Origin of the sequence: Thermoanaerobacter sp. YS13 (assembly GCF_000806225.2) — a bacterium.
GTDB lineage: Bacteria > Bacillota > Thermoanaerobacteria > Thermoanaerobacterales > Thermoanaerobacteraceae > Thermoanaerobacter > Thermoanaerobacter uzonensis.
Window position 1 is genome coordinate 20,156 of record NZ_JOOI01000001.1, and the last position, 26,817, is coordinate 46,972.

Genomic DNA, 26,817 nt, shown 5'->3' on the forward strand with positions numbered 1-26,817 from the left:
TGTAAAAAATATTAGGTAAAGGATGATTCAAATGATAACGGGCGTTATTATGGCAGGTGGCAAAGGCGAAAGGTTTTGGCCTAAAAGCAGGATAAAGATGCCTAAGCAGTTTTTGAATCTTTATGGAGATAAAACAATGATTCAATAGACTGTGGACAGGCTCAAGAGAATTATGCCTGTAGAAAATATCTTTGTTGTTACTAATATAGATTATGCTAGAATAATTAGTGACCAAATTCCTGACTTGCCAACAAAAAATATTTTAATAGAGCCTATGGCAAAAAATACAGCCGCATGTATTGGCCTGGCAGCACTGCACACAGAAAGGCTTGATAAAGAGTCTATAATGGTTGTTGTACCTTCTGACCACGTTATAAAAGATGAAGAGACGTATATTGATATATTAAAAACAGCAATAAAAAAAGCAAAAGCAGGGGATAATCTTGTGACAATAGGTATAAAACCTACACGTCCTGAAACAGGATATGGTTATATAAAATTTAGGAAGATGACAAAAGAGATAATAAATGGGAATCCCATACATAAGGTAGAGAAATTTGTAGAAAAACCTGGTTATGAGTTAGCAGTAAGATATGTAGAAAGCGGAGATTATCTTTGGAATAGTGGCATGTTTATATGGAAGACATCTTCAATATTAAGGGCTATAGAAAATTACATGCCTGAATTACATAAAGCATTGGAGAATATAAGGAAAAACTTTGATTCAGATGATATAGAAAAAGTATTATATGAAGAATATTCAAAGCTTGAAAGCATATCAATAGATTACGGCGTAATGGAAAAAGCAAAAAATGTATATGTAGTGCCAGGAGATTTTGGTTGGGATGATGTAGGAAGCTGGACTTCTATAGAGAGATTATACGAAAAAGATGAAAATGGGAATGTAATAAGAGGCAATGTAGTAGCTATAGATACAAAGGAATGTATCATAACAGGCAGTGAAAAACTCATTGCAACACTTGGTATAGAAGATGTAATTATAGTTGATACAGAGGATGCCCTTTTAATTTGCTCAAAAGATAAGGCACAGAATGTGAAAGAGATATTGAAGGAATTGAAAGAGAAAAAGAGGGAGTATTTATAAGGATTTAAAATTATACACTAATAAAATAGAGTTTTTATTTATTTTAAACTTTTCTATGGCTGTGGATGTGAATTTGTGTAAGTAATAGAATAATAAGTGAAAAAATAGAATTAAGAGGTTTAAAAATTAGAAATATCGGGAAATTATTGAAAATATTTTAAAAACAATTTTCTAAACGGACATGAAAGACTTATATAATAAGGAGAATAAAAATGGAAGAAGAAATTTCATTGAGAGAGCTTATTGATATAATATTAAAAAATAAAAAAATAATCATTGCCATTACTCTTGCTGCAACTTTAGTAGCAGCGGTTCTTAGTTTTTTTGTAATAAAACCTACCTATGAAGCAACTACAACTTTGTCAGTTACAGATGTAACACCTGCAACAGGCTTTTTTGGTTCGAATACTACGGTTATTCTTCCGGGAAAAGATTCAAATCTTCCAACAGTACAAAGTGACAGTATAGAAAAAGACTTATCTTTGCTGTTATCTTCTCTTTTGAAGTATCCTGATATGTCAGTTGAAACATTTAAAGAAGAGGTTACTAATCCTATTGTCCTTATGAATACTGTAAAGCAATTAGGATTAGATCCTCAGAAGTACACAGTAGAAAATTTAAAAAAGCAAATTTCAGTTTCTGTCGTTAATAATACAAATCTTATAACAGTAACTGTAAAAGAAAATAATCCAAAGCTTGCGGCAAAAATTGCAGATACAATAGCCCAAAATTTTCGGACTTATATCATTTAGAGGAATAACAGGTAGACAGATAAATTAATCGAAATTTGAACAAACTTATAACTCTCCAAAATGATAAAATAAAAGAGGCAACAGCGGAACTTAATAAAGTTCAAACAAATTCTCAAGACAAGCTTTTAATTGAGCAGAAACAAAAACAGTTGGATTTACTGAAAAATACAAGAGATATAATGTTAGAAAAATATAATATGCTGGAATTGGTTAAAGAATCGGAACTTGGCAATCAAAGCATTCTTATAACTAGCAAAGCTTTAATACCTGATAAACCAGTAGCACCTAAAAAATCATTGAATATAATTATAGCATTTATATTAGGTCTTATGGTCAGTATTTTTATAGTGTTTTTTATGGAATATTGGAAAAATACAGAGCCAAAAAGAGCTGTAGAGAGTAAAGAGTAATAGGAAAATTTATAGTTTAAAGGAAGGGATCATCCTTCTTTTATTTTTGTCGAAATATGTCGAAATATTTTTGATATTTGTGTTGGTTTTTAGGAAATAAGATGTTAAAATAACAATATGGTACAATTTTTGTAGCAGATTGATAAGATTTTATAAAATAGGAGTATAGGTATTAAAATAGCAAGATGGGTACTTGCGATTAAATACTTGTTTAATAAATATTTACAATTTCGCGCAAGGGGGAAAAAATAATGACACAGGAAAAAAAGGATGAAGTTAAAGTACAGATATTAAAATGTTGGGATGATAAAGAACCCATCTGCTTTACCAAAATTACAAATGATGAAAAGGATAAAAATGGAGAGGATTTTAAAAGCCTTACAGATAGTTCGTGGATTAAGAAAGGAGAAAAATTTGGGGAGGAAAAACTTAGAGAAAGAATTGCGCCATGGCTATCAACCCTTTTTAAAGCGGAGCATTTATCATTGTTAATAGGGAGTGGGTTAACTAATGTTGTTTGTAATATAGCTAAATGTGAGGTGACTTCATGGAAAAATGTAGAATTTGAATGGATTACTGAAGAAATTAAGGAGAAAATTGAAAAAGAAGCACAGAAATCTGCTTATAGAGCGGGACGTGGAGAAGCAAATTTAGAAGATAAAATTCGGTACAAGAGAGAGACTTCATATTTTTACTACTAATTATGACCGTTTTATTGAGTTGGGCGCTGATATTGCTGGATTACGTCTTATTGATAGATTTATAGGAACTTTATCACCAATTTTTCGTTCTTCTCGGTTGGAAGTAGACATGCACTATAATCCTCCAGGAATAAGAGGAGAGCCACGATATTTAGAAGGAGTAGCATATTTTACAAAATTACATGGCTCGCTTGATTGGTTTAATATTAATAGGACTATACATCGTATTTCCATTCCTTTTGGTGCCAAATCAATACAGTCATATTTAGATGCTGTGGGTATCGATGATAATGAAAGTGATACTATAAAACAACTTATGATTTATCCTAATGCTGCTAAAGATCGTGAAACTGCTGAATATCCATACGTGGAACTTTTCCGTGATTTTGCAGCATCTATATGTAGACCTAATACTACACTAGTTACTTATGGATATAGCTTTGGGGATGAGCATATTAATCGTATTATTGAAGATATGCTTACTATTCCCTCCACTCACCTTATTATTATCTCTCGTGATGATGATACGGGTAGGATTATGTCATTATACGATAGATTAGGAAAAAAACAACAAATTACCATTTTGATTGGAGACCAGCTTGCTGATTTGCAATTACTTGTTGATAATTATCTGCCAAAATCGACAATAGATTTTACTACTTTTAAGATAGATGAACTCATTAAAAAAATTTTAATCACAAATAGTGATAATATTGGAAGTAATGTCAATAGTGAAAAGGAAACCAGAATAGAACAAGATGAAGAATATAAAAATGAAGGTGGGGAAGAAAATGAGCTACACACCATTTGAATGGACAGAAAATTTAATTATTGGAAGTGTTGATTTTGTATCTCCTGATGAAATACGAGTGTTACTTGACATCGAAGCACCGGATTCGCTTTCGCTTAATACAGGGAATCCCCATCCTTTTCCGAGAGTAAATAGTTATGTGTTAATACCAATAGATGAAGGTTACCTTGTAGGACAAATAGAATGGATAACTATAGAACGAGCAGCTTTTCCCAAAAGACAGGGTATGAAGGATTTTGGACTTGTTGACTTGCCATTTCCTCTAAGAAAAATTAGTGTTAATCCGTTAGGAATTTTATATAAAAAGGAAAATAATATTTACAATTTCAAAAGAGGAAGCAATAGCTTACCTACAGTTGGAACCCCTGTGCTGCTACCTACAGAAAAACATATAAAAGCAATAGTCGAGGGGAATAAAGCGAGAGGAATAAAAATTGGAACTAGCCCTTTTGGTGGGAATATAGAGATTTATGTAGATCCAAATAAACTTTTTGGTCGTCATTTGGCGGTTTTGGGCAATACCGGCAGTGGGAAATCATGTTCTGTGGCAGGCCTTATACATTGGGCATTGGAGGCTGCCCAAAAAGAAAGGAAGAATAAGAATAAAGAAGGAATACCAAATGCACGTTTTATAATTCTTGATCCAAATGGAGAGTATTCGTATGCTTTTAATAGCGCGCAGTCTTCAGTTAAATCTAGAGTTTTTAAGGTAGATATTGGGGATAGTTCGGATACTAACAATGGAGAAAATCCGTTAAAAGTGCCGATATGGTTTTGGAATAGTGAAGAATGGCTTTCATTTACTCATGCAAGTGCTAAAATACAGAAACCTTTGCTTATGAGAGCGTTAAGAAAGGTAAGGATGTTAAATTGTTATAATGAAAATTTACAGGACGATCTAAAAACACACTTGATAGAACATCTCAGAGTAATTTTAAAGTTATTAAGGCGAGCTAAAAGTCCAGAACTTGTTCAAAAGTCAGAAAAAAATATTTACACTCAATTAGGAAAGAATCTTGATCTGCTGATAGAAAATTTGAAAGATAAAGGGGAAAATATACTAACTCTTTTAGATATCGACAATGTTGTTCTAGAGTATTACATCGATGGTATTGAGTCAAATATAAAAGATAAAAGAATAGGAGAGTTAGGGAATACCAAGTATTATTTTGAAGGGTTTTCTTTAGATGAGTTAGAACAAATAGAAAGGATTATAAAAGAAATAGCTGCAAAATTAGGAAGTGTATCAGATGTAATGAATGAGATAAATAACGAGATAAATGAAGATATACCTATTGCTTTTGATGCAGTAAATTTTGTAAAAAACTTGGAAGGTATTTCAATAGAGGAAGATGCCGGCCAATATTTGGAGCCATTAATTATGAGAATACATATGCTTCTATCGAATCTAAGATTGAAATCCATAATTGATGATAAAGATGAACCTGTCGAACTTGCAAAATGGCTAGAAGATTACATAGGAGGAAATAACGCAGGAAATGGTAATGTGGTTATTATTGAATTGTCTCTTGTACCTTCAGAAATTATTTATGTAATTACTGCGGTAATTGCTCGGATGATATTTGAAGCATTGCAGCGATATAGAAAATTAAAGAAGTGCTCACTTCCGACGGTTTTGGTGATGGAAGAAGCACATACTTTTATCAAACGATATAGAGATGATGAAGAAGATGGTAATGCGGCAAAAGTGTGTACTCAAATCTTTGAACGAATTGCTCGTGAAGGCAGGAAGTTTGGTCTTAGTTTAGTGATTTCCTCTCAAAGGCCATCAGAATTATCTCCAACAGTTCTTTCCCAATGCAATACTTTTCTCTTACATAGAATCACAAATGATCGTGATCAAGAAATGATCAGTAAATTGGTATCAGATAATCTGAGAGGATTGTTACGTGAACTTCCTATATTGCCAACACAAATGGCTATTCTGTTGGGATGGGCGACAGAATTGCCAGTTTTGGTTAGAATGAGAGATTTACCAGAGTCTCAGCGTCCTCGTTCGGATGATCCTGATTTATGGGATGTATGGGTTGGTGAAAATGAGGAGGGGTCTGAAGTTAAAAGAGAAATAGACTGGCACTGGGTAGCGTATGATTGGCAAGGTGGATGTTTAAAAAAAGAAATTTCCTCAGAGGTAAAGAATAAGGCTAATGATGTTGAAGCAGCAGTGACATTGAGTGAACCAAACATTGAGATAGGGGGAGATTAAATTGGGTAATACCGTATTAATTGTTGGTGCTGGTGTTGAAAAAACAAAAGGTTTAAATATGCCACTTGCTAATGAATTAATAACTGAATTAATAAAGTTTACAGAAAATCAAGGGAAACAGGTATCAGAGTGTTTAAGGAAAAAACTACCTAATGTAAGGTTTTCCTTTCGAAGTTTAGTAAAAGAAGATATGGATTCCATATTGCATTCTGAACCCGAAAAGAACGATAAATTAACCAAAAGATTAGAGAATTTAAAGAATAGTGGAGAGACTTTAAGAATAAAATTGCTTTATAAAATTTTAACTCAATTAAGTAGTATAAAAAAAGGAAATTATATTGATGAAGAGACAATTAATATAATAAAGGACTTATTTACGGAAGAAGATATAATAGATTTGACAGATAATAATTTACTAGATTTAAAGTATTTTACATTTTCTGATGCTTTTAGGAAGATATTGATTAGATTATTAGAAGAGAGTATAGGATTAAAACCGAAAAGTAATGAATCAACTGATGAAGCATTATATAATTTATTAATGGAAGAATTTTTAGATTTTGAAAAATTGTTAGTCAATACTTTTATAGGTTTTTATACAAAAAAGAAGTCCGATATTAAAAAATACATTTATATATCATGGATATTATGGTCTTATTTTGTATGGAGAGAATTAACCACAAAAATTGATATAGGGGAAATACCATTTTATAGTACTATACCTGATGAATGGGCTGTTATAACGTTTAATTATACATCTTTTTTGAGTAAAGCTCTTTTAATTTGTTCAAAAGATAGGAGGGCACAGAATCTGAAAGAGATACTCAAGGAATTTAAAGAGAAAAAGAGAGAGTATTTATAATATTATTGTGACTCTTCTAAGGGTAACAGTTACAGAATGAGAATTTGAAAAAATAAATTTAAAGAGACAATAAAAAGGAAAAAAAAATTATAAATACTTCCCTTTCATAAATTTTTAGGTATGTGAATACGATATATGGGAAATAATTATCATGGAGGTTATAGACATAGGAAGGGAAGTATGATAATATGTTAATAAAGGGACAAGTATGTTTTGTTATAAAAGAAGGTGAAAACATGTTTGATAAAGGATTAACAGTTAATTTTATTTTTGGGTTTATTAGTGATTTTAAGGGATATGAATCTCTCGATCATATTGGTATTGATGCAGGTAATAAAAAATATATTAGGGGAGAAAGTTTAAAATCAATGGTTCGTGGATTTTATATTGAATATGGACAACAAGGTCTTGTTGATGATATTAAAGAGTTTTTTGATTGGCTACTGAATAATTTGAAAAATGATAGGCAAACAATAAAGGAAAACAATTATGAATGTTTGTATGAGGGATATGACAGAGTAGAAAAATTATTGAAAGATAAGTGTGATTATATAGTTAACTATGATTATTTAAATTTGCTAAATTATGATTCATTACAAAGATTAAGGAAAATACTTTTTAGTTATAAAGAGGAATACTCTCTTTTCAAAAATTATCAAAAAGATATTGTTTTTTACAACGACTTGTTAACTTGGTATGAAGATATACCTGAAGATTTAATTAAGTTTATTAAAAATTTGTATAGTAAGCAATTTGAGGATTATTTAAACGCTTATATAATAAAGGATGCATTGGAAATACAACGATACAGTGATGAGTATAATTTTGCTGCATAAAAGGGGTGTTTTGATGGAAGATAAATATAAAGAATTTATAAAAAACGTAGAATTACTCAGTATATATTTATCTGAGTTGAATTGTAAACGTTCCAATGACAATACTAAATTCCAAAAAGGTATAAATATAAATTTTAATTATTCTTTTGAAGTGGAGGAAATAAAAGAAAAAGGCTTTAATAGTAAAGCAATTTTTAAGATAATTGGTACCACAGAAAATGTAAATGTATTAGAAATATATGCTGAATTTAGAGCTCTATATGGGTTAAAGGCTGCGTTAGAAATTGATAAAGAATTAATAGAGAAATTTGTTAAAGTTAATTTGCCTTTGAATATTTGGCCTTATGCTCGTGAATTGATTTCTTCTATGACAATAAGGATGGGATTGCCGCCGCTTATTTTGAATACATATAAGATAGTTTAGGTGAAGTTATTATGGGATATAAGATCCAGAGGAGAAAGATAAATTACCAAGCTGGTCATATAATTAAAAAGCTTGGTGATTTTTTATTAAAAAATAAGGAATTTTTCGATTTATTTATAAAGATTATAATCGATGAGAAAAAGAGTTTAATGGAAACAAATGTAAAAATTTTTAGTCGATAGATTTGTAATTGCAAAGGTTATAAAAGAGGAAGAGGCTGATATTTTTTTAAAATTATACTTTGATTTTCAGCATTATGAAGAGGAAGGGAATTTGCTGGAATACATAGCTCAGGAATTAGGACCTTTTGGTTTAGAAGGGAGAAACTGTGACTATTCTTGCAGGAGTAATTTCATTTATGATGAAAAACAGATAGGAAGTGCTGATTTTGACTTGATATTTTTTAATAGAGAATCTGCGGAGTATTATGAGGATTGCATTTATATAAAGGAAGATGAGGGTGAATTTATTGAATGTAAAACGGATGTTAGGACTTTTATAAGTGAAGAATTATCTCATACAAGTCAAAAAAAGTTAAATTTTATTAAAAGTGTATATGAATCTCTTAAAGTAAATCCAAAATGTTTGTTTTTTATTGTTACGTTTAGAAAAAATGTTGCTATTTATGAAGATATTTTAAAGAAAAATAATTATGAATTTATATCAATAATTAGTGGGAAGGAGTTATTAAACAAAGTTTAGTGAGAGAATTACTTGAGTTATTGTTCTTACATTTTTTGTAAAAATAAAATAAGTTTAAATATACCTTGATAGATGTAAACAGGTATACAAAAGAGGAGTTATTAAGGTTGGAGAATTTAATAGCGTCTGTATTTTTATTAGAGCAAAAGGTAGAATTCGAAGAAATGATGGCAAGGCTTAAGGAACTGTCAAATACGTTAAAGAAATTGGATAAAGATAAGAGTTTGCTATTTAAGGCATAGTTTTTAAAAAGATATTACTAACTAGATTGCCGGAAGAAGAGCCAGAAAATATCGAAAGAATAATAGATGAAAATGAGGAGGTGGAAGAGATGAAATCAAATCTTGAGAAGACTATATTGCAAGAGATGAAAGAACGAGAAAAGATAGGTATGAAGAAAGGTATGAAAAAAGGCATGGAGAAAGGTATGGAGAAGGGTATAGGGGTGACTGTTCTTAAATTGTTAGAGAAAAAGTTTGGAAGTGTTCTTGAAGAATAAGAAAATAGAGGGAGCAGGTAAGGAAATGCTACTTAAGATTGTCGATAAAATATTTGAAATAGATAAAATAGAAGATTTGGAGAGGTTTCTGACCAACTCATTATCCCTGTATCTTTTTGGGGTTTTCTCTGTCATATTCAAGCAAACTAAAATTATTTCTGTACCGATTAAACTCTGGTTTGGGTATTACTGTACCGTCTTTTTTACTTTACAAAAGTTTATTGCGTACCGCCCCGCATTTTTCCCCGTTCTATTTCTATAAGTAAGTTGAACAAGCTCTTCAGACAGAACTATCCAGTAAGTATCAATATGTTCAGAGTAGAAAATGAAAAAGTAGTTCGGTCGGGGATTGAGGAGAGTGTTTTTGTATGGTTAAAGATTACAATGTCAAATATGAGATAAAAAAGGATTGGTGGATAATTGGCATTATCATATTAATATGGATTTTTACATTTGCCATTTTTGGACGTTTACCGGCTAAAATTCCAATACATTGGAATATTTATGGTCAAGTAGATAGGTTTGGTTCAAAAATTGAGATATTTATTTTGCCTGTCATTATTACAGTAATATACCTTATAATGCTGTTTATACCGCTTATTGAACCTAAAAGGACTAATTACGGCAAATTTGCTGGAGCGTAAAGGATAATAAGAGCGGTTGTGGTAATTATTTTCATGGCAGTATATTTTGCTTCTACGTATTCTGCATTAGGATATAAAATTGAGATGAATATGGTAGGCAATCTTGTTATTCCTTTCATTTTGATTGGCTTTAGGAGTGTTATGGGTAAGCTTTATCATAATTATTTTGTAGGTATAAGGGTGCCTTGGACACTGTCAGATGAGTAAGTATGGGATAAGACTCATAAGTTTGGCGGAAAAGTTTGGATTACTGCGGGTATCATTGGAGTATTCGCTTCCTTTTTCAAAGGTACTGTGGTGTTTTTTATGTTTGTGCTGCTAATTACTTCTGTTATAGTATCGATTTATATTCTTATATAACTTTTAAAATCAAAGGAAAGTAAAAGATGGATGTTAAAAATTTATGCACCCAAATAGCTTATATCCGGTACACACTTCTTTTTTATAGAGGCTACAGCATTTTTAATCTCAATATACTATAACAATGATTTTTAATGTCAATTTTTGTTGCATTTATGGGAATACTTCTTAGGAATTACCGGAGAAGAGGGGGAACCTGCTAATTCATGGTGTGGAGAGTGCACAACAGTTATACTATTCATTATTATCTCTATCTCTTCCTCATTATCTTTTATCTTTTTTCTAAGCTCAACTCTTGGGACTACTACTGTTACTTCATGTGGAATATTGATATTTGTTTTTCTCTCGACGCTTATATTAAGACCATAAAGGCTCAGTGTTATTTTATCACTGCCCTCATTTTTATTTTTACAAATACCTTTTATAATGTTTGCTAATTTACCAAAACACATTATAGATATCCCCCTATATACATATTATGCATCAATATATATGTGTTTCACATATGACAAATTATTTTTGTGTAAAAATTTCTCTGGATAAAAGTAGGTAAAACATTACGCTTGATAAAGTACGAGTTTTACTTTGTATTAAAGAAATTGAAAGAGAGAATTTTTATTTTTAATAAGATATGTCGGAATATTTTTGATATTCATATTGGCTTTTACTTGTATTAAATACAAACGGAATTTTTGTATTAGAGACAAAATCATGGTATGGTGCTTTTTAGGAACAAAGGAAATGAATGCTCTATTTCTTGTGAAATTGCACGAATACTCTTGCATTTTACTCTGAGTTCATGTATCATGAGAATAGACCCACTTCCTAGCATTTTTTATCTCTCTCCGATAAGTGACAGTTATTGCTGTTGTTGCCTTATTCATAAGAGATTATAGTATTGATTAACCGGAATGTAAATTTATTTAAGAGTTGAAAATCTTAGATTTTAAAGGGGGATATTCGTAGAAAAAATACTTGATTAAATATAATACCTAACTAAAATGAATTGACAAAAATTAGATTAAATTAATTATGAAGAGGTATGGAATAATACACATCAGCTAGCTGGAAAACTATGGCTCATTGCAGGTATTATTGGCTTATTTGCTTCCTTTTTTGGAGGCATATGGGTGACTGTTTTTATGTTTGTGTTGCTAATTACTGCTGTTATAGTACCGATTGTACATTCTTATATAATTTTTAAAAACAAAGGAAAGTAGAGGATGGATGAGATTGCATTAAAGTTTTTTATGATATGGTTATAAGGGTAAGTGGACACAGGGACTTGTCTTAAGAAATTGAGATAAATAGAATTATTATAGGGATAGGTGTGATAGGCTATGTTAATACAATGTACAAAAAAGTTGTTGGATGTGATAGAGAGAAAACCCGTTTCATATGAAGAAGAAAATTTGTTATTTTCTTGGCATGCGAATTTGATCACCTTAGATCGAAGAAAGACTGTAATCCTTGTAAATGATAAAAACAGGTATGTGGTTGTTTTATATGGACTTAAAGCAAAGGATTTTGAAAGGTTTGATGAGGCTATTTTAAATGCTATTCGCTTGACGTTATTAGATGAATGTATTGATGAAGATATTGTGGAAGAGTATGTAAGACAATCGGGAGAAATTTTATATGGTAAAACAAAAAATAGTAGTTATGTAGGGAAATTAAATACAGCTTGTAATATAGTACCCTATTATGAAGAGTTGCTTTTGGACAATACCATTTATCAAACCTTTGTAAGCAAAATAGCGAGTCGCTATTTGGTAAGAAAACAGGGAGGAGAAGGTTATATATCTCCAAGCAAAGAAATGCTTAAAGATTTAGAAATTTTTGCAAAAAGACCCATTTTTAAATGCAAGGCAGTAGAGTTAAAAGTGACACTTAAAATGGAGAATCATAATATTTGGCGCAGGCTTATTGTTCCTTTAAATACTACATTTACACAGTTTCACAAAGTACTTCAGGCTGCTTTTGGCTGGCTGGATTATCATCTTTACGAATTTTTCATTTACGGAGATGAGATGCAGGATATCTCATTTATTAATCATCCTTCTTACAATAAAGCAAGGTATAAACCAGTTGTAAATTTGGTCGGCGATGAAGAAGCTTTTGATTACCCAAACGATGATGGTATAGAAATGAGATTAGAAAAGGGAATAAAGTTATCAGAGTATATTCCACAGTGCAAAAGGTTGTTATATGTTTATGACTTTGGAGATAATTGGCGGCATTATATCGAAGTAGAGAGAGTGATAGAGGATTATGATAAAAATTATGCTATTTGTGTTGATGGAGAAGGAAATGCCCCCGCCTGAAGATGTAGGCGGTGAATATGGCTATGATAAATTTTTGGAAATAATTTCTGATAAAAATAATCCAGAATATGAGAGTACACTGGTTTGGGGCGAGTATCAAGGATATAAGGATTTTAATATTAGGGAAGTAAACAAAAATATTAAATTTGTGTATGATTCTTTTTTACTATGAAAGGTTTAATGTTATTATCGACTCTATGATAGTAAGGAACTATCAAAGCTCTACAAAAAGATCTGTCAGAAAAGAATTACTTTAAAAGTTGAACACATCTTTTAAGTCTATTACAAGGTCTTCAAAAATAGAGACTTTAATTTTATCTTCTTCCGTGTATATGTTTGGCCTGCCGTATCTACCATTTTCCTGAAGCAGGAATACTGTTACCAATTTTATTTCTGGTTCTACTATCCAGTATTCTTTTACTCCATGTTTTTCGTATAAGTTAAATTTTTCTACTTTATCTATCCTTGCAGTGGAAGGAGAAATAATTTCAACAATCAAATCAGGAGCACCTTTGCACCCTTCATCATCTAATTTTGATTTATCGCAGACTACTATAATATCAGGTTCTACAACAGTTTTTATTTCTTTATCGCTTTTTTCATTACCCGATGGTAATCTTACTCCAAGGCGAAAATAAACTTCACATTTTTTATCTTTCAGGTAATTAGAAAATTGATAGACTATTGCTCCAGAGATTTCTTGATGTATTCTTGGTGGAACAGTGTGCAAGTAAACCTGTCCGTCAATTATTTCTATTTTATGCACACCTGGCCAGTTTAAATAATCCTCGTAAGTATAAACTTTTTTTCTTTCTGTTAAAGACATAATTGACACTCCTTAAATTTTTTTAGACAGTGCAGTTCTATGTTTTCACAGAGAAGTCTTTTTGATTCTATTATATTATACGTATGTTAAATATACAAACTATATTTTTACTGTCTAGTTTGTAAAGAACAATACTTTAAAAGTTGCTGTGTTAACCTTGTCGAAATATGACGAAATTTTCTTAATATTTCAATTGGATTTTGGTTTATAAGATGGTAAAATTAAATTAAAACGAGAAATTTTTTTTATAATGTGTTTTTAGATGGGGGAGAGATAATGAGGATAAGAGATTGTAATTACTTGGAGGAATGTGATAGATATTTTGAGGATGTGCTTAGCCTGTCAAAAAATAAGGAAATTTTAGGCTATATTGAATTGGATCCAGATGAGATTGATCATATGGCCGGGCTAATTTCTAAAGAACTTGTAAAACCAGATTTTAATATTTCTGAATCACTTGCTATATCAGTTTTTCTCGTATGGGTAGGTATTTTATACTATCAGGAAGGAAATTTTTGGACGCCTGTGTATAAGATGTTACGATTGCCATCCCAACAGGTATCGTGGCAAAGACGATTGGGAGAAATTTTTTTAAAAACAGTTAAGAAATATAGACTACTAGATTTCAAAGATAAGCTACGTTATATCATGTCAATTTTAGCTCATGGATGTGTTCCTAATTTTTATCTTGGCGACTACTTTTCAAATGTTGTTTTTAGAATTTATGGAGATAGGCAGGAATTAGAGTTATCTATAACTTTGGATGAAGTAAGGCATATAGTATCTGCTTGGAGAAAAGAATATCAATTATATATGGCAAAAGAAAAGAAGCTAAAAGAGTTAGATAAAAAAGAAAAAGAATTACAAATTGCATTTGATGTGTTAAAAAATAAAAATAGATTGCTAAGGCTTAGAGAATTGCTAAAGGGACTTAAGAGAGTTCCAGAGCTAAAAGTGCTTTTATCTAAGCCAGAGGGTTGGTTGGATGAATCAAGGAAAGAAAAAGAAAAATTAAATGCCCAATTAAATGAGATTCGCGATGTCTTGGAGAAAAAAGAAATTTTTGAAAAAGAATACGAAGAAGTAGAAAAGCGAATAATAGACATTGCTTACTCTTTTTTGAGCTATTGGAGGGATGATTTAGCAGAGGTTGTAGTACAACTTTCTATTGATGAAATTGAAAACAATTTCACAACTTACTGGAATTTTAAAAAAAGATACGGAGGCTTATTTGGAGTGTTAATGAGACTTATCATGCCAGCTGGATATTATAAGATGCTGAATAGTGGGAGCAGATTGAAAGCTAACTTAGAAAAATTGCCATTGAAAGAGAATTTATTGGAAAATTATTCTTTTGAAATAATAAGGTACATAAGAGAATTACAGGAATTATTACGTAGACGCAAAAATTTAATGAATGAGGCTGAAGAAGAAGCCGCGGCAACGACTTATGAAAAGATTTCCAAGGAAATTTTAGAGGATATAAAAAGAAGATTATTTGAGCTTGAAGGGGAAATAAATTTTTATGGACAGAATTTGAAAGTGGTAGGAAAAGGCAAGGTAGAAGAAGGACTTGAAATATTAGAAGAACAGAGAAGATTACGCTTAGAAATAAAAGAAGTTAAAAAGGGAATAGAAAGTGAATATCCTCTAGAAACTTTATGGCAGAATTTTTCATTAATTTGGAAGTACGCAGATGAAGAGGAAGTAAAAAATCTGCTTACTGAAGTACAAGACAAAAAGAAAGAATATGCTGATGGATTCGGGAAGTTGAATAATCCCTTGTATTTTTTGAATGAATCTACGCGCCTTTTTATATTTCAAGGTGGGGAGATTGCTGAGGACTTCGTTTTTCAATCTTTAGTATATGTGGGGATGTTAGAGCGAGGAGAGGAAGCAGAGGATGTTCGTTTGCCTAAGAGGATTAAAAATGAATTGAAGAGATGGTGGGAAGAAGAAGGGAAGGAAAAGTTGACTGTAGAAAGAGAAAAAAACAGGAGAGCAAAGGATGAGAATGATTTAATTTTGCGTAAACCTCTTATAAAACTTGATACTGTTGAAAGAGTTATAAAAGTGGAACTGCCAAAACAAGTATTGAGCAATGGGTACCCTTTAGTATTCAGAATTAAAGAGGATAATATGGAAGTTAAGGATATAAAAGTAGCGATTAAAAAATTTGGCAATGAATATCAAACGGAAATAATATCGGAGGTTTTAGAAAAGCCAAGAGAATTTTATCATTTTGAGCTTAGACAGGGAGATAAAGTAGCTGAATGGAATATAACGGGAATCTGGCATAATAGATGTTTGCTTTTTTCAGTTGAAAAGAAGTTATTAGAAAGTTTATATCTTCCGGAAGAGGGAGTTTACATAGTTACCGCTTATGGAAGCAAGATAAGTCCTTCTTTAGCAGTTAGAGAAAGGGGAAGGCTAATAGGTGAATGGTCTAATTATGAATATATTTATGTTGATTTGAGTGATATTGAGATGTTTTCCATAGAAGTAGAAGGGGAGGAGTTCGTTTTAAAAAAACCTTCCAGTTTAAGGCCTCAATTAATTGGTGGAGATATAGTAGAAGAGGCAAGCGCTTGGGGGAAATCGGTTTATAATGGAAAATTACCACACCTAGTATTTTCAATAAATTCAATAGAAGATATAGAGTTTTATGGTATAAAGGTGGAAGTTTCAGGAAGCAGTATTTTTAAGTCTCTAAAGGAAATTAGTAATATTATAAAAGGAGAGGATATTGTAGTTATTCCTTTAGATCTGCTTGCTTCAGAACTTTATGGAATGTATAAGGTGGCATTAGTTTATAAACAAGATATTATTTGGAGTGAAGAATTTGCACTTGTGCCAGATTTACAATTGGAATTTGATAGGTATTTGTATCCGCCCGCTGAGAAAGGGAAAAGAAATTTTGGGAAAATTATATTGACTTCAAAATATGAGTTTGAAGTTAGGGGAGATGAAGTTATAGAGAGTAGTTTTCATAAAAATATTGTAAAATTTGATACAAAATATGACAGTATTGAAATTATGTTGACATATTTTTTAGAAGAAAAAGAGTTTAATATCAAACTTACAATAAATATTCCCAAAATTTACTGGCGGCTCAGGGATGGTATTGAATGGTCGAGTGAGATAGGAGAGATTTGGTATGAAGATATAGGAGAACTGGAGGTTAAATTGCCTCACTTTTTACAGGGGATAGGAGCAAAACTTGTATTATCTTCAACTGGTGCAGCTATTATGCCCAAAAAAGCAAAAGATAGTATCGTATTTAATTTGAGGCAGCTCAGCGATATCATTTATGACATCAGAGAAAAAGGCAAAAAGTCAGTTTGGGATTTGATTTTATCCTTTGAGAATAACGACATAACATCGTTTTTATTGACAAGAATAAGAGTTCACTGGGAAGTTGTAAATGTTAGAATAGAACAAAAAAGAGAAAATGATAAAAGAAGGGTATTTATTCAATGGAAGGATTTGGGCAAAGTTTCTGGTAGGGTTGTGAGATTGTGTTATCTGGACGATGAAGCGATAGAGAAAATTGAAAGGAAAATTTCCGATGGTGAAAATGAAGTAGAATTTATTGAGGATTTAGAGAGATTGCCATTAGGGAAATATAGATTGGAATTTAATATAGAAGATCCATGGTTTGATGAAGAAATTTCTTTGCCAGAAGAAGGGGAGAGAAATTGTTTTGATATTATAATCGGAGATAGAGAAGAGATCATAGAAGTATTGCAACAAAAAGGCCTAGATATTATTGAGTATGAAGTGGACGGCACCAGAGTATTACTTGAAAGATATTACTGGATCCAGGATATTAAAGTGCTTATGAGTTTTGTAGAAGGGATAGAATTTGAAGGTTATGTATGTACTTTTAATGATAATGGCGAAGTTGTTGAGCTTAAGTATAACCCCTGTAAGTTTTATTTTGGAATGAATCCGGATTATTTCAATAAATTACCTTATTTGATAGATAAAGACAATGATGGTTTTACATACTACAGAAGATGTAAGGTTATTTTTTCTGAAACTGATGGACATAAGGAATGCGGGAAAGAAGTTATACTGCCAGAGTAGATATTTGTTAGAATAAGGAGAGGAGAAAATGACAAGGTTAGATCCGATTAAAACTACAAATACTGTTGTTAGTAGATATTTAGACTATCTTGCTACTACTTTTTCTTTTAATGATGATAACTTAAAGGAACAGTTTAAAAAAGAACTTGAAGAATTTGAAGGATTTGTAAAAGGTCCAATTTTAGAAGCTACCCCTCCTTTTGAAAGTGGTAGATCTATAAATAATTTGATAGAAGAAGGTATTTTATCTCGGGAATTTTATAGGCTTTCTACTGGTGAATTGCCTTTAGAGCGTAATTTATATGTGCATCAGGAAATTACAATTAGAAAGCTTATCAGTAACAAGAGAAATTTGATTATTGCGACAGGTACAGGTAGTGGGAAGACAGAGTCTTTTTTGATTCCTATTTTAAATTATTTGTTCAGGCAAAAAGAAGAAGGGAAGCTAACTCCAGGAGTTAGGGCTTTGCTTTTATATCCTAGAATGCCCTGGCGAATGACCAACTTAAAAGATTACGTGGGTTATTAAAGAACTATCCTTATATTACTTTTGGCAGTTATACGGGTGAAACGGAGTATGAAGAGAAGAAGGCTGTAGAAAGATTTAAGAAGATGAATCCAGGCGATGAATCGCTGTCCAATGAGATACTGTCAAGAGAAAGGATGCACAAATCTCCTCCTCATATTCTCCTTACAAATTATGCTATGCTTGAGTACTTATTGTTGCGGCCAGAAGATAATGTATTTTTCGATGGGGAATATGCAAAAGATTGGAAATTTATTGTTATTGATGAAATACACATTTATACAGGTGCAAAAGGAATTGAGCTTGCTATTCTTTTAAGAAGGTTAAAAGATAGGATAGTAAAAAGTAGGAAAGGGATTTTACAATGTATAGGTACGAGTGCTACTTTGGTTGGAAATACTGATAAAGATTTCAAAAAGGTTACAGAATTTGCTCAGAAGCTTTTTGATGAAAAATTTGAGTGGGTTGAAAATGATCCTATACGTCAGGATGTGATAATAGGGAAAAAGAAAAGTTTGGTAATTTCGAAAGAAAGCTGGGGGAAACCAAAATGCCTTTTATATAAAAAATGGGCTGATATTATTGATGGAGAAGAAAAAGATAAGATTTCTTTGCTAGTAAAAGAGGGAGAAAGTTTAGGCATACCTAATGATGTTTTGAAAAATGCACTAAATAATTGTAACGGCAAGTGGGAAAAGTTTTTGTATTTGATTCTTCAAAAGGATGAAAGACTCATAACTTTGCAAAATATGCTGGAAAATAGACCGTGCTATTTATCACAAGCTGCAGAAGAATTGTTTGGGACGGAAGAAAATAAGGAGCAATATTTGGCTGCACTAGTACATTTAGCTAATAATGCTAGAATGGGAATTAATGAACAGCCTTTACTGCCGGCTAGATATCATTTGTTTGTAAGAGCATTAGAAGGAGGGTTTATTTCTTTATTTCCGAATAAGCGTATTTTCTTAAAAAGGAGGGAATGGGTGTCAGACAATAAGGGAGAGCATTATAGGGTTTTTGAGATTGCTACTTGTTCTAGATGTAATTCTATATATTTGGTTGGAGAATTAAAATTAAAAGATGGAAAGAAATTTTTATACCAACCTGGCAGCCGTTATTATGAGAATGAAGCGAATTTAGAATATTTTTTACTTCTCGAAGATAAGGGTCTAGTACCAGATAATGAAGATGAAATTGTTCTGGCAGGAGGAGAAAGTGAAATTGCGTTTAAAGAGGAAGAATGGATTCTTTGTGGAAAATGTGGTGCTATTAGGCCTGCTAATGAAATAGGAAGTCTTTGTAATTGTGGTGACGAGTACAAGGTTCGAGTAATAAAAAGTTCTAGTAAAAATGGTATGTTGCATAAATGTCCTGCTTGTGGTTCTATTAATACAACAGGATCTATTGCCAGACGTTTTCTTTTGGGGCATGATGCTGCAACAAGTGTTTTAGCCACGGCTTTGTACCAGCAGATACCTGATAGAAAGGAAGAAAAAGTAGAAGAGGCAGATGATGAATGGAGTACAATTGATAGTAATGAAAACTTTTCTGTAATAACAAATAATCGGAGGATGCTAATTTTTTCTGATAGTAGACATGATGCTGCATTTTTCGCTACTTATCTACAATCTTCATATGATCAAATTTTGCAGAGGCGTTTAATTATAATGACTTTGGAAAAGTATAAAGAAAAAGTAATTAAAAATGAATGGCGCGTAGAGGATCTAGTAGAATATGTAAAGAAAATGCTAAAAGAATTAAATATTTTTCCTGAACTGAGTTTACAGCAGCTAGAAGAAAAGGCATGGAAATGGGTATTGTATGAGTTTTTGGGGAGAGGTGGAGAAACAAATTTAGAGTCTTTAGGACTTTTAGGTTTTGAACCTGTATTACCTGAAAATTGGCGTCCTCCAAAAGCATTAACTGAAGGATATATAAATTTGACAGAAAGAGAAGCTACGGAACTTATTATGATTTTATTAGACATTATGAGGAAAAATGGGGCTGTATTATTTCATGATAGTGTTAGTCCGCAGGATGAATTTTTTAAGCCTCTAAATAGGGAGTTTTATTTCAAGATGGAGGCGAAAGAGCCTAATAAATATAGTTGGATTCCAGCTTCCAGTGGGAGAACGAATTCGCGTATAGATTTTTTGATGCGACTTGCTGCATCTAAGGGTCAGGAAGTGGATGTAGAAAAGCTAAAAGATTTTTTGGCAAAGATTTGGGGAAAATTGTTGATTGCGGATAAATCACCTTTTAGAAAATATTTTTCTGGAAGTCCACAAGAAGGATATCGTTTAGATTTGAGATACTGGAGATTGGTTCCAGGGGTTGTTAACAAATCTGTAAAATGGTATAAATGCAGTAAGTGCAACAGGCTTTCACTTCACAACGTGGGAGGAGTTTGTCCAAATTATAGATGCGATGGGCATTTAGTAGAGTGCAATCCCGAAGAGGAGTTGAAAGACCATCATTACAGAAAGCTTTATCTTGATATTTTACCTTTGACATTAAAAAGTAGTGAGCATACCGCTCAACTTACTACTGAAGAGGCAGGAAATGTTCAAAAAAGGTTTTATGAGGGTGAGGTAAATGTTTTAAGCTGTTCTACTACTTTTGAATTGGGGGTAGACGTTGGAGAATTAGAAACGGTATTTATGCGAAATGTTCCTCCTACTCCTGCCAATTATATTCAGAGGGCGGGGCGAGCAGGTAGAAGGACAAGTTCGACTGCTTTTGTGCTTACTTTTGCGCAGAGACGTTCCCACGATTTTACTCATTTTGTTAATCCTTTAGATATTGTGAATGGTAAAATTCAAACTCCTCATATTGAAATAACAAATGAGAAAATTGTAAAAAGGCACGTCTATGCAGTAGCATTGGCTTTATTCTGGAGGAATAATCTGGAATATTTTGGAAAAGTTAAAGAATTTTTTAGGAAGAATAGTTCAACTTTTGAAATTATAAAAAATTTTCTAAAGGCGAAGCCTAATGAATTAAAAGAAAGCCTTATGAGGATTGTGCCAGTAAATATGCATAAAAAGATTGGCATTGAAGATTGGAGCTGGGTGGAAGGATTGATAGGAAAAGAAGGAGTTTTAAGAAAAGCAGAGAACAGACTCAAGAAGGATATAGAAGAATTAGAAATAATAGAAAAACAATACAGCCAAGAGAAGAAGTATAATAAGGCTGATTTTATAAGGCGAGTGATTAATACTTTAGAGGGGCGCTATGTAATAGATTTTCTTTCTCAATCTAATGTTATACCAAAATATGGATTTCCTGTTGATGTAGTAGAGCTAGAGATACACCATCACGGGGAAGAAGCTAAGGGACTGGAACTTACAAGAGACTTAAAGATAGCTTTATCTGAGTATGCTCCCGAAAGCCAAGTAGTGGCGGGTGGTAAGTTGTGGACAAGTCAATATATTAAAAAATTACCTGATAGAGAACCTATAAAATATAATTATGCAATTTGCGATTATTGTGGGCGTTATTACAGTGATATAGCAGATAAGGAGACAAAATTTGATTTTTGTCCTTCATGTGGTAATAAAATTCGGCGCAGTGGTACATTTATAACGCCTGAATTTGGATTTGTGGCTGGTCCTCCTAAAAAACCTGGTTTAATGAGGCCAGAAAAAACTTATACTACACGTAAATATTTTGCCCAGGAGGGAAAGGTAGAAAAAGCATTATCTACAAATTTAAACGGTATAGATATAGAGATAAAGGCTGGTAATGGGAAACTGGCTGTTGTAAATAATGGCAAAGGAGCGGGATTTGTTGTTTGTGAAAGTTGCGGATATGCGAAGGTTTATGATGGGAAGCCTATAGGTGAGCATAAGACGAGAATGGGCAAAGATTGTAAAGGAACTTTTTCCCGTTATTCACTAGGGTATGAATTTTCAACTGATATACTTTCTCTGAAATTTATAGGATATAATGACGAAAGAGAGGGATTCTGGGAATCGCTGCTTTATGGTTTGATAGAGGGAGCATGTAAAGCTCTGGAAATTGATAGGCAGGATGTTGATGGTACGTTATATTCGTATACAGGAGATCCCAAAACACCTGCTATAGTATTGTTTGATGATGTACCCGGTGGAGCAGGACAGGTTAAAAGAATTGCAGAAGAAGAAAATTTTATGAAAGTGCTCAAAAAAACATTAGAAGTTGTTTCGAGTTGTGAATGTGGGGGCAAAGAAGGAGATGCAAGCTGTTATAGTTGTTTAAGAAATTATACTAATTACTACTGTCATGATATATTGAAGAGAAGGTATGTAATAGAGTTTGTTTCTGAGCTTTTGAAGGGTATGATGTAAAAGAGTTTTGATTTGATATGAAAGTATTATTTTTACACTCTTTCTATTAAAAATTTTTAATGCTCATGCTAGTTTTTGAGAAATAGAAAGGTAAAATGAAGATAGGGTAAAAACCTATTATTCTAAACATGTGATTTATAAGATATAATGATATTAAGAAGGAGCAGAATGCCATGGATGATGAAAATCTAAAGGAGGTGAATATAATGATATCAAATCTTGGAAAAACCATATTACAAGAGATGAAAGAGCGTGAGAAAAAGGGTATTGAAAAAGGGATAAAAAAAGGAATAGAAAAAGGCATGGAGAGGGGAATAGGAGTAACTGTTATTAAGTTATTAGAGAAGAAATTTGGAAATGTTCCTGAAGAATATGTAAAGAAAATAGATGGTGCAAACAGAGAAACATTGATGGTTATTGTTGATAATATATTTGAGATAGATAAAATAGAGGATTTAGATAAGTTCTTGAAATAAAGGTACTATGAAAAGTAGTGTCTTTATTTTTTTTAGTAACAGAAGAGCAGATAAAATCCTGCTCCCTATCTAAAGTTTACAAATTCTTCCACGAAATAATCAATCGCATCAAGTTTTCTCTTTATATATAAACTAATTTTAGTTCTTTCACACAAATCAACCAATAAATGAAATAAATATTCATCTCTTACAAATATTTTCTTTGGTTTACCCATATTTAAAATATATGGAATTACCATATCAAAAATATATTGCACTTCATCGTCTTCTGGAGAAAGAATATGTTGATCTATTATCATCCTTGATTTAGAATCAGCAAGAATACAAATTCTCCCTGCAATTGGTCTATCATATTCTTTATCTCTAATTATGGTATTCAAGTACGCTATATCAACTTCTATTTCGGCAGAAGTAGTTGTTTGCTTTGCCATTCTTGATAAAAGAAGTTCATCTTTTAATACAGGGATTAAATATTTTCTTTGGGGTAACAAAAGGGGAGTTGCTAAAGTAACCCATTGATTTTTTTGCTCATCGTATTTATGAACTAAAGTTTCTCCCTCTTCAAAGTTAACTACAATATCTTCTTCAATGTAATTTTTTAGTGCTTGTAATAAATGTCTCATTATTGCTGTCTGTTTTAATACTTCTTCTTTATTCAAAATATAAGGAGCATATCCTTTCTTGAAAGACCTAAAATAGATCCAGTTATTCCTACTTCTAAACTTCAATCCCAGGTCTTTTACAATTTGCAATTCTTCTTTAAATAACTCTTCTCTATCCCCGAAATAGCATATAATTACATTATCTTCTTGAAATCGCTGAATTTGCAGTGGTGGCATATCAGTAGTCTCAATAATTTTGTAAAAATTGTCCAAAGCATCAAACCCAAAATAAAAACCTATACCGTAAAATTCTCCTCCTCTTCCCATTACACTACAATATACTGGTTCTTCATTTTCTGGCAAAATTAATGTTATTATATCTACATCCCAAAAATATTTCCAAGGATTTAATTCCTTTATTTTAATAGCTACCTCATACAATTCTTTCCACTCTTCTAATGTCGCCTTTTCTTTCATTACTATTTACATCCTTCCTTATAAAATTTTCTTATGTCTTTTACATTGTAAGGCTTTTCAACCTCTTAATTCTCTCTTCAATTGGTGGATGAGTTGCAAATAACTTTTCTACTCTTCCAAAAGGATTTGATATAAATAAGTGAGCTGTTGCGTCAGAGGTAACTCTCATGGGTCTAGTATAACTACCTATTTTTTCAAGAGCTGATGCAAGACCATAGGGATCTCTTACAATATAGGCACCAGTTGCATCTGCCAAATATTCTCTTTGTCTTGAAATTGCAGACCTTATAATTAATACAATAAGAGGAGCAATAATAGAAAAAATAAGCCCAATAATGAGGAGAATTATAGCTCCATTGTCATTTTTATCTCTTCTTCTGCTTTCTCCCATTCCCCACCACATACTTCTTAGCATTACATCCCTAAGTAAAATTATAAGTCCTGCAACAACTGCGACAACCGTCATCAAAAGTATATCTCTATTTCTGATGTGAGATATTTCATGAGCTATTACTCCTTGGAGCTCTTCTCTATTCATCATTTGAAGTAGACCGGTTGTGACACAAACAGAAGCATGCTTTGGGTCTTTGCCCGTAGCAAAAGCATTAGGTTGGGATTCTTCCATTATATAAACATTAGGCTTTGGTATACCTGCTGCGAGAGCGACTTCTTCCACAATATTATGAAGAACATAATATTCCTCTGGATTTGCCGGAATGGCTCCTACCGATGCGAGAGCTATTTTATCTGACTGCTCATACGCTATCCAATTATACAGCACAATAAAAATTGCTAAAAGAACTACTCCTGTAAGTCCCCAGTTGAAATACCATACAAAAAAATAACCTATAGCAAAAAGTATAAGAGAAAATGTAATTATGAAAAGATAAGTTTTCCTTACATTATCTGCTTGAAGTTCATATAGAGTTTTTCTAGACATTATACTCACACCCTCATTAATCAAAATTGAACATTAATAGGCCCTCTTTCACCTTCATCAACAGGATAATATTCCTTGGGTGTTAATCTCATCATATTTGCAACAATAGAAGCAGGAATTCTCTGTTGTGCTGCATTGTACTGCATGACTATATCATTATAAAACTGTCTTGCAAAAGCAATTTTATTTTCTGTATTAGTTAATTCTTCTTGGAGTTTTAAAAAATTTTCATTGGCCTTTAATTCTGGATAATTTTCTGCAACAGCAAAAATTGTCTTAAGAGCTTGTGTAATCTGATTATTAGTATCTCCTACTTCTTTTACTGATTGAGCTCCCATTGCCTTAGCCCTTAATTCTCCTAAATTTTCAAAAATCTCTTTTTCATGAGCAGCATATCCTTTTACTGTATTCACAAGGTTAGGTATAAGGTCATATCTTCTCTTTAACTGTACATCTATTTGCGCCCAAGCATTTTCTACTCTGTTTTTCAAATTAATAAAACTATTGTAAGTCAAAATAAACCACAAAACTATAACTGCTACGATACCTAAAATTATCCATATCATTTGATTTCCTCCTCCATATTCATTATAAATTTCTGACCTAACATATTTGCTCCTTTAATTTTCTTACACTAAGTTTGACATTTTAATAGCTTTTATATTCTGTGTTTTCTTAAATCTTTCTTAGTTTTATTATATTATACATCTATTATACATGCAATAGAATATAACTTTTGGTATCAGGTGTTCCAAAATAAGTTTAGATTATTTTTGTCATGGTATGTCGAAATTTTCTTAATATTTGTGTTGGATTTTGCTTTATAAAATGATATAAAACAGTTAGAAAAATTTTTACTGTATGTTATAATAAAAGCAAAAAGTTAAGAGGTGTTTTAAATGAGGTATATCAATATTGGTAATGGAGAAATAAAGGCCTCGGCAATTGCATTGGGTTGTATGAGGATTGCTGATAAGCCTGTAAAAGAAGTAGCGGAACTCATAAATACGGCTCTGGAGGAAGGCATAAATTTTTTTGACCATGCTGATATATATGGAGGAGGTAAATCTGAAGAGGTATTTGCTGAGGCAATAAGCAAGAAGGCTGATATCAGAGAAAAGATAATTATTCAAACTAAATGTGGCATAAGACATGGATATTATGACTTTTCAAAGGAGCATATTTTAAAATCTGTCGATGGAAGCTTAAAAAGGCTCAAAACTGATTACATAGATGTTTTGTTATTACACCGCCCTGATACTTTGATGGAACCAGAAGAAGTTGCAGAGGCTTTTTCAATACTTCACAGCAGTGGCAAGGTTAGAAATTTCGGGGTAAGTAATTTTAATCCGATGCAGATAGAACTGCTTAGTAAGTATTTAAACCAAAAGCTTATCATAAACCAATTGCAGTTTAGTATTATGCATACAGGTATGATAGATTCTGGTTTTAATGTGAATATGAAAGTAGATCAGTCTATAGATAGAGATGGCAGTGTTTTGGAGTATTGCAGGTTAAATAATATTACGATACAAGCATGGTCGCCCTTCCAATATGGATTTTTTGAAGGCACTTTTTTAGGTAACGAAAAATTTAAAGAACTTAATGACAAAATTGACGAAATTGCTGCTAAAAAGGGTGTGCCGAGTATTGCTATACCTATTGCATGGATTTTAAGACATCCAGCAAAGATACAAGCTATTGTTGGTACGACAAATTCTGCTCGATTAAAAGATATATGCAAAGCATCAGAGATTGAACTTACAAGAGAGGAATGGTATGAGTTATATAGAGCTGCAGGGAACAAATTACCATAAAGGCGAGTATTATTTTTGTGATAAAGAAAATAAAGTTTACAAAAAGGTACTAAGAGAATTAGTACCTTTTTTATGTGCG

The 26,817-nt window shown here is 32.0% G+C and carries 13 protein-coding genes and 9 pseudogenes; 17 read left to right on the forward strand and 5 right to left on the reverse strand.

Features of this window, described 5'->3' with window-relative positions; translation table 11 throughout:
* The first annotated feature begins 31 nt into the window (after positions 1–31).
* The 11 genes and pseudogenes from THYS13_RS00110 to THYS13_RS00155 all read left to right on the forward strand — a co-directional run bounded on the left by THYS13_RS00110 (position 32) and on the right by THYS13_RS00155 (position 10,356).
* Positions 32–1,105: pseudogene (locus tag THYS13_RS00110) on the forward strand (mannose-1-phosphate guanylyltransferase).
* Positions 1,106–1,317: 212 nt separating this feature from the next.
* A pseudogene (locus THYS13_RS00115) lies at positions 1,318–2,267 on the forward strand (YveK family protein).
* A gap of 251 nt (positions 2,268–2,518) precedes the next feature.
* Positions 2,519–3,779 (forward strand): annotated as a pseudogene (locus tag THYS13_RS14865) (SIR2 family protein).
* Positions 3,760–6,006: an ATP-binding protein gene (locus THYS13_RS00125; protein WP_042832596.1), complete on the forward strand. Its 2,247-nt coding sequence runs from the start codon at positions 3,760–3,762 to the stop codon at positions 6,004–6,006. Before THYS13_RS14865 ends, THYS13_RS00125 begins: the two are co-directional and overlap by 20 nt.
* Before the next feature lies 1 nt (position 6,007).
* The gene (locus THYS13_RS00130) at positions 6,008–6,868 is read left to right on the forward strand and encodes a hypothetical protein (RefSeq protein ID WP_042832597.1); all 861 of its coding nucleotides are present in this window, start codon (positions 6,008–6,010) and stop codon (positions 6,866–6,868) included.
* 188 nt (positions 6,869–7,056) lie between these two features.
* The gene (locus THYS13_RS00135) at positions 7,057–7,704 is read left to right on the forward strand and encodes a hypothetical protein (protein ID WP_042832598.1); all 648 of its coding nucleotides are present in this window, start codon (positions 7,057–7,059) and stop codon (positions 7,702–7,704) included.
* Positions 7,705–7,717: 13 nt separating this feature from the next.
* Positions 7,718–8,128, forward strand: coding sequence for a protein-export chaperone SecB (locus THYS13_RS00140; protein ID WP_042832599.1), 411 nt, complete (start codon positions 7,718–7,720; stop codon positions 8,126–8,128).
* A gap of 11 nt (positions 8,129–8,139) precedes the next feature.
* The gene (locus THYS13_RS14475; RefSeq protein WP_235603169.1) at positions 8,140–8,310 is read left to right on the forward strand and encodes a hypothetical protein; all 171 of its coding nucleotides are present in this window, start codon (positions 8,140–8,142) and stop codon (positions 8,308–8,310) included.
* A gap of 91 nt (positions 8,311–8,401) precedes the next feature.
* Positions 8,402–8,830, forward strand: a complete 429-nt coding sequence (locus tag THYS13_RS14480; RefSeq protein ID WP_042832600.1) for a hypothetical protein — start codon at positions 8,402–8,404, stop codon at positions 8,828–8,830.
* A 53-nt stretch (positions 8,831–8,883) separates the two neighbouring features.
* Positions 8,884–9,420 (forward strand): annotated as a pseudogene (locus tag THYS13_RS14870) (transposase); the annotation flags it as partial.
* Positions 9,421–9,697: 277 nt separating this feature from the next.
* Positions 9,698–10,356: pseudogene (locus THYS13_RS00155) on the forward strand (SdpI family protein).
* A gap of 114 nt (positions 10,357–10,470) precedes the next feature.
* Here THYS13_RS00155 and THYS13_RS00160 read toward each other — a convergent pair.
* Positions 10,471–10,785 carry a hypothetical protein gene (locus THYS13_RS00160; protein WP_042832602.1) on the reverse strand — a complete coding sequence of 105 codons (315 nt, stop codon included), beginning with the start codon at positions 10,783–10,785 and terminating at the stop codon, positions 10,471–10,473.
* 582 nt (positions 10,786–11,367) lie between these two features.
* On the opposite strand from THYS13_RS00160, the pseudogene THYS13_RS13730 reads away from it, so the two are divergent.
* Together THYS13_RS13730 and THYS13_RS14745 are read left to right on the forward strand one after the other, a co-directional pair.
* A pseudogene (locus THYS13_RS13730) lies at positions 11,368–11,553 on the forward strand (SdpI family protein); the annotation flags it as partial.
* A 120-nt stretch (positions 11,554–11,673) separates the two neighbouring features.
* Positions 11,674–12,829, forward strand: a pseudogene (locus THYS13_RS14745) (plasmid pRiA4b ORF-3 family protein).
* 81 nt (positions 12,830–12,910) lie between these two features.
* Here THYS13_RS14745 and THYS13_RS00170 read toward each other — a convergent pair.
* Positions 12,911–13,483 carry a Uma2 family endonuclease gene (locus THYS13_RS00170; RefSeq protein ID WP_042832603.1) on the reverse strand — a complete coding sequence of 191 codons (573 nt, stop codon included), beginning with the start codon at positions 13,481–13,483 and terminating at the stop codon, positions 12,911–12,913.
* A 276-nt stretch (positions 13,484–13,759) separates the two neighbouring features.
* On the opposite strand from THYS13_RS00170, the gene THYS13_RS00175 reads away from it, so the two are divergent.
* The 3 genes and pseudogenes from THYS13_RS00175 to THYS13_RS00185 form a co-directional block, all read left to right on the forward strand.
* Complete coding sequence (locus THYS13_RS00175) at positions 13,760–17,572, forward strand: hypothetical protein (RefSeq protein WP_052210433.1); 3,813 nt, start codon at positions 13,760–13,762, stop codon at positions 17,570–17,572.
* Positions 17,573–17,600: 28 nt separating this feature from the next.
* A pseudogene (locus THYS13_RS00180) lies at positions 17,601–22,426 on the forward strand (DEAD/DEAH box helicase).
* Between the two features lie 179 nt (positions 22,427–22,605).
* A pseudogene (locus THYS13_RS00185) lies at positions 22,606–22,902 on the forward strand (DUF4351 domain-containing protein); the annotation flags it as partial.
* 65 nt (positions 22,903–22,967) lie between these two features.
* On the opposite strand, the gene THYS13_RS00190 reads toward THYS13_RS00185, so the two are convergent.
* Genes THYS13_RS00190 through THYS13_RS00200 form a run of 3 tightly spaced genes read right to left on the reverse strand, consistent with a single transcriptional unit; the run spans position 22,968 to position 25,487 of the window.
* Positions 22,968–23,981 (reverse strand): hypothetical protein, encoded by a 1,014-nt coding sequence (locus THYS13_RS00190; RefSeq protein ID WP_042832605.1) that lies wholly within the window; start codon positions 23,979–23,981, stop codon positions 22,968–22,970.
* Positions 23,982–24,021: 40 nt separating this feature from the next.
* Entirely contained in the window at positions 24,022–24,921 is a 900-nt protein-coding gene (gene htpX, locus THYS13_RS00195; protein WP_042832606.1) for a zinc metalloprotease HtpX, read from the reverse strand.
* A gap of 20 nt (positions 24,922–24,941) precedes the next feature.
* Entirely contained in the window at positions 24,942–25,487 is a 546-nt protein-coding gene (locus THYS13_RS00200) for a LemA family protein (RefSeq protein ID WP_042832607.1), read from the reverse strand.
* A gap of 333 nt (positions 25,488–25,820) precedes the next feature.
* Between THYS13_RS00200 and THYS13_RS00205 the strand changes: the two genes are divergently transcribed.
* Positions 25,821–26,738, forward strand: coding sequence for an aldo/keto reductase family oxidoreductase (locus THYS13_RS00205; protein WP_042832608.1), 918 nt, complete (start codon positions 25,821–25,823; stop codon positions 26,736–26,738).
* The last annotated feature ends 79 nt before the right edge of the window (positions 26,739–26,817 follow it).